3 protein-coding genes are annotated in these 3691 nt (G+C 69.5%); 2 read left to right on the top strand and 1 reads right to left on the bottom strand.

Annotation, left to right across the window (positions count from 1 at the left end):
* On the bottom strand, positions 1-204 hold a 204-nt coding region (locus KBI44_18000), incomplete at its 3' end, for a hypothetical protein (protein ID MBP9146377.1).
* Positions 205-284: 80 nt separating this feature from the next.
* Between KBI44_18000 and KBI44_18005 the strand changes: the two genes are divergently transcribed.
* Together KBI44_18005 and KBI44_18010 are read left to right on the top strand one after the other, a co-directional pair.
* Entirely contained in the window at positions 285-1241 is a 957-nt protein-coding gene (locus KBI44_18005; GenBank protein ID MBP9146378.1) for an NAD-dependent epimerase/dehydratase family protein, read from the top strand.
* A gap of 199 nt (positions 1242-1440) precedes the next feature.
* The gene (locus tag KBI44_18010; GenBank protein MBP9146379.1) at positions 1441-3597 is read left to right on the top strand and encodes a S46 family peptidase; all 2157 of its coding nucleotides are present in this window, start codon (positions 1441-1443) and stop codon (positions 3595-3597) included.
* Positions 3598-3691: the final 94 nt, after the last annotated feature.

The raw sequence follows: 3691 nt of genomic DNA on the forward strand, positions 1-3691 counted from the left end.
CTGCGCCGCCAGGCGATCGAGCAGCGGTCCCGATCCGTCCACCGCGGCGTCGTCGACGAAGATCGCGCGGTCGACCTCGACCGGCGAGCGCTCGCGCAGCAGCATCCCGCGCAGCGACGCGAGCTCCGCGACCAGCTGCTCGAGGTAGCGCTCGCCGCGATAGACCGGGACGACGATCGACAGGCACTGGCGGCGGGGCGGCACGAGGCGCATTCCATCACGGCGCGGGTGCAACCCGTTCGGGTCGGGGCCTCGAGCCCGGGAGTTGCTAGGCTGGAGAGACTTTGGACTCGATCCGCGAGCTCTCCGCGCAACGCGTTCTGGTGCGTGGAGCGACCGGCTTCCTGGGCGGAGCGCTCGCCGAAGGGCTGCTGGGCGATTGCGCCCGGTTGCGTCTCTTCTGCCGGAATGCCGACGCTCTCGATCCCGGCCTGCGCGGCAACGCCGACGTCGAGGTCGTCGTCGGCGACGCCCTCGATGCGCGCGCGGTCGAGAGCTCGCTGCTCGGAGTCGACCTGGTGATCGATTGCGTCGGGGCCACTCTGCCCGCGATCCGGCCCGGCGAGCTCCTCCCGGAAGTCCAGCACAGTCTCGCTTCACTCGCCATTCTGCTCGACGCCATGGCTGGCAATCCGAGGCGCCGACTGGTCTTCCCCTCCTCCGGCGGGGCGATCTATGGCTCGGGGCGGCTCGCGGCGCTGACCGAAGAGAGCCCCACGGCTCCCGAGGGTGCCTACGGACTCGGCAAGCTCCTGGCGGAGGAGATGATCCGTTTTCGCGGTCGCCGGAGCGAGGCGGATTTTCTCATTCTGCGAGCGTCGAATGTCTTTGGGCGGCCCCGCCGACGGGCGCTGCCCCAGGGTGTCTGCGACATCTTTCTCGACCGCGCCGCCCGCGGCGAGGCTATCGAGCTCTGGGGCGACGGCTCGCAGGTCCGCGACTTCCTGTTCGTCGACGACTTCGTCCAGGCGGTGCGGGCGCTGCTCGCCTCGCCGGCGAGCGACGAAGTGGTGCACGTCTCCACGGGCGTCGGGAGCTCGCTCCACGAGGTCGTCGCCGCCGTCGAGTCGGCCGTCGGAACGGCGGTGAAGGTCCAGCCGAGCGGACCCTGCTATCCGGGAGTCGATCGCAGCGTGCTCGCGAACCAGAAGCTGCGAGCCCTGACCGGATGGGCGCCGCGATATTCGCTGACCAGCGGAGTGGCCGAGGCGGCACGCCGGCGCGGGCTCGATCCGGGCTGATCGCAGCTGCGAACGCCCTCGTCTTCGTCCGGACTCCCACCCGTTGGGAGAGGAGACCTGCCCGGCGCCGGCGCCTAGACTTCCAGATTGGGGGGCGGCCTCCGAATCCAGCTCGCCGTTGCGCGGTCTGGCCCGTGCCGATCGTTCTGATCGCTCCGATCGGTCGTCCCTGCCGGACACGAATTCCAAGGAGAATGTGATGAACAACAGACTCACGCTCGCAGGCGCCTGCCTGTGCCTCCTCGCAGGTGCTGCGTTGGCCGACGAGGGCATGTGGATGCCGCGCCAGATAGCCGACCTCGCGCCGGAGCTCAAGGCGGCGGGGATGACGCTCGACCCGGCGAAGCTCACCGACCTCACCGGCGACCCGATGGGTGCGGTCGTCTCGCTCGGCGGCTGTACCGCCTCGTTCGTCTCGCCGCAGGGCCTGATCATCACCAACCATCACTGCGTCTACGGCTCCATGCAGTTCAACTCGACTCCCGAGCGCAACCTGATCGCCAACGGATTCCTCGCTGCCGAGCTCTCCGAGGAGCTGCCGGCCGCTCCGGGCACTTACGTCTACGTCACCACCGGCATCCGCGACGTGACGAAGGAGGTTCTGGGCAACCCGGCGGCGAAGCTCCTCGACGCCGACTACGCGCGCCAGGTCGAGCGCCGCAGCCGCATGCTGGTCGACGCCTGCGAGAAGCCGGGCGGGCGGCGCTGCAGCGTGGCGCGGTTCTACGAAGGCTCGCTCTTCCTCGAAGTCACCCAGATGGAGATCCGCGACGTGCGGCTCGCCTATGCCTCCGGCGAAGGGATCGGCAACTTCGGCGGTGAGGTCGACAACTGGATGTGGCCGCGCCACACCGGCGATTTCGGCTTCCTGCGCGCCTATGTCGGGCCGGACGGCAAGCCCGCCGACTTCGCCAAAGAGAACGTCCCCTATCGTCCGCAGCACTTCATGAAGATGGCGACCGAAGGGGTGAAGGAGGGCGACTTCGTCTGGATCGCCGGCTACCCCGGACGCACCTTCCGCTATCGCACCCTTGACGAGGTCGAGACGGCGCACGACTACTCCCTGCCGCAGTCGGTGAAGTGGTCGAAGGACCAGATCGCCATCCTGGAGATGGAGAACCTGCGCGGCACCGAGGTCGAGCTCGCCAACTACGGGCGCGTCCGCGGCATGGCGAACGGCATGAAGAAGTACGAAGGGCAGCTCCTCGCAATGCGTGGCGGCGCGGTCGAGGCGCAGCGCGCGGCGCGGGAGCAGGAGCTCGAGAAGCTCGCGACCGGGGGCGCGTCACCGCTGGCGACGCTGCGCTCGATGAACGCCCTTCGCCGCGAGACCGAGCAACGCGACACGGTGCTCGCCTGGCTCGGACGCTCGTCGCCGATGCTCAGCCAGGCGATGACGATCTGGCGGATGTCCGAAGAGCGCCCGAAGGCCGATCTCGATCGCGAGGACGGCTTCCGCGATCGCGATCTCAGTCGCTACCGCCAGGGGGTCGCGCGCGCCCAGCGCTCGATCGAACCGGCGAGCGATCGCGCGACCCTCCGCTACGCCCTGCAGCAGGCGGTCGCGCTGCCGGCCGGCCAGCGCATTGCGGTGCTCGATGCCGAGCTCCAGGAGACCGGCAAGGCCGACGACGAGACGCGGATCGAGGCGCTGCTCGACAAGCTCTACGCCGGGACGAAGATGGCCGATCTCGCGGCGCGCAAGGAGGCGGCCGAGCAGTCCTCCGCCGATCTCGCCAAGCGCGGCGACAGCATGCTCGACCTGGCGAGGAAGATGGCACCGCTCGCCGCGGAGCGCCGCGAGGCCGACCGCGCCTTCGAGGGCGCGACGTTGCGCATCCGTCCGGAGTACATGAAAGGGCTCGAGAAGCTCGCTGGCGGCAGGCTCTATCCGGACGCCAACAGCACGCTGCGTTTCACATACGGCAAGGTCACCGGCTACGTGCCGCGCGACGGCGTCGCCTACGGGCCGCAGACCTCTCTCGCCGGTGTCGTCGCGAAGACGACCGGGGAGCGGCCGTTCGACTCGCCACCGGCGCTCGTCGAGGCGGCCAAGGCCGTGCCCTCGCCCTATATCGACAAGGGGCTGGGCAGCGTCCCGGTCGACTTCCTCTCCACCTGCGACATCACCGGCGGCAACTCCGGCTCGGCGACGCTCAACGGCAAGGGGGAGATCGTCGGTCTCGCCTTCGACGGCAACTGGGAGGGCGTGGTCTCCGACTTCCTCTTCGACCCGGCCAGCGTGCGCACCATCCACGTCGACGCGGTCTACATCCGCTGGGTGATGGACGAAGTCGACAAGGCCCACAACCTGCTGCGCGAGATGGCGCTCCCGGTCCACACCCCGGACCACTAGAGGCGGAGGTTCAGCGGGCGCGACGCGGTCCAAGCCGCGTCGCGCCGCCGGACGGCCGTCCCGCTCGCGGCCTCGCTAGGAAGCTCGGATTTTC

It is taken from the genome of Thermoanaerobaculia bacterium (genome assembly GCA_018057705.1).
In the GTDB taxonomy this organism is placed as follows: domain Bacteria; phylum Acidobacteriota; class Thermoanaerobaculia; order Multivoradales; family JAGPDF01; genus JAGPDF01.